The organism is Streptomyces solincola (assembly GCF_002982015.1).
Lineage (GTDB): Bacteria > Actinomycetota > Actinomycetes > Streptomycetales > Streptomycetaceae > Streptomyces > Streptomyces solincola.
Map to the genome: position 1 here is coordinate 1 of NZ_PVLV01000706.1, position 1802 is coordinate 1802.

At 74.7% G+C, this 1802-nt stretch carries 1 protein-coding gene; it reads right to left on the reverse strand.

Annotated elements, in window-relative coordinates; translation table 11 throughout:
* Positions 1–93: 93 nt before the first annotated feature.
* Positions 94–1802: S41 family peptidase (locus tag C6N75_RS29540; protein ID WP_181160672.1), on the reverse strand; the 1709-nt coding region annotated here is incomplete at its 5' end.

Genomic DNA, 1802 nt, shown 5'->3' on the forward strand with positions numbered 1-1802 from the left:
CCCGGGCCGCCGGGTGCGCCTGCCATGTGTGTGGGGGGCGGATCAGGCCGCCGACGCAGCGTCCGACGGGGAATGCCGGGAAGCGGGGCCGTCTCAGGTGCGCGGCGGGAGCTGGGGGCGGCGGAGGTCGGGGGCCTGGGGGTAGTCGGGCGGGCGGGCGGCGGGGTGGTCGGCGAGGAGTTCCATGGCCAGCTCGACGGCGTCGGAGAGCTGGCGGTGGCGGCCCTCGGCCCAGTCCAGCGGGGTGCGCTGCACCTCGATGTCGGGCTCGACGCCCCGGTTCTCGACGGTCCAGCCGTACTCGTCGAACCAGGCCGCGTTCATCGGGACGGTGATGACGGTGCCGTCGCCCAGGCGGTGCCGGCCGGTCATGCCGACCACGCCGCCCCAGGTGCGCAGCCCGACCACCGGGCCGAGCTTGAGGAGGCGGAACGCGGCGGTGATCATGTCGCCGTCGGATGCGGTGGCCTCGTCGGCGAGGGCGACCACCGGGCCGCGCGGGGCGTTGGAGGAGTACGAGACGGGCTGCGCGTTGCGGGTCAGGTCCCAGCCCAGGATCTTGCGGGTGAGGGTCTCCACCACCAGCTCGCTGATGTGGCCGCCGGCGTTGCCGCGCACGTCCACGATGAGCGCGGGCCGGGACACCTCCATGCGCAGGTCCCGGTTGAACTGCGCCCAGCCGGAGCCGCCCATGTCGGGGATGTGCAGATAGCCGCACATGCCCTCGCTCAACTCCCGCACGACGTCGCGGCGTTTGGCCACCCAGTCCTGGTAGCGCAGCGGCCGCTCGTCGAGCAGGGGGACGATGGCGACCCGGCGCGCCCGGCCCGGCTCGCCCTCGGGCGGCTCGAAGGTCAGCTCGACGGAGGTGCCGCCGGCCCCGGCGAGGAGGGGGTAGGGGCCGGTGACGGGATCGACCGGCCGGCCGTCGACATGGGTCAGCGCCGAACCGTCGCGGATCCCGGTGCCGGCGAGGGGCGAACGGGCCTTGGAGTCGGAGGACTCGCCGGGCAGGATGCGCTTGACCAGCCAGCGGCCCTCGTGCGGCACGAAGTTGGCCCCGAGCAGGCCCTGGGCGCGCTGGTAGTGCGGCGGGCCCTCGTTGCGGCGGGCGGGCGTGACGTACGCGTGCGAGGTGCCGAGTTCGCCCAGCACCTCGCGGAGCAGGTCGGCGAACTCGTCGGGGGAAGCGACCCGGTCGAGGAGGGGCCGGTACTGCTCCAGGATCTGGTCCCAGTCGATGCCGCTCATCCCGGGGTCCCAGAAGTACGCCCGGATGATCCGGCCCGCCTCGTCGTACGCCTGCCGCCACTCCGCGCACGGGTCCACCTCGTGCAGGATGCGGCGGGTGTCGACGTAGACGGTGCTGTCGCCGTCGCCCGGCTCGGTGGCCGGGACGGCCCGCAGGTCGCCCTCGTCCACGACCACCAGCCTCGTCCCGTCGCCGCTGACCGCGAACGAGTCGAGACCGCCGGCCAGTTCGGTGCGCCGGGCCTTGGCGAGGCTGAAGTGCTCCAGGGTGGGCCGGCCGGAGGTGTCGGCCGGGCTGGCGAAGGTCTCTCCGAGCGCCCCGGAGATCGGCCAGCGCAGCCAGACCAGTCCGCCGCCCGCCACCGGGCGCAGAGAGGAGTACTTGGAGGCGGAGACGGGGAAGGCGGTGACCCGGTTCTCCAGCCCCTCGAACTCCACGACCACGGTGCCGTCGCCGGCCCCCACGCCCGCGTCGAGCCCGCCGGCCGCGGGCCGCCCCTCGGGGGAGAGCGCGAAGGGGGAGGGGGTGGTGGAGGCCAGCGGTACGAGGT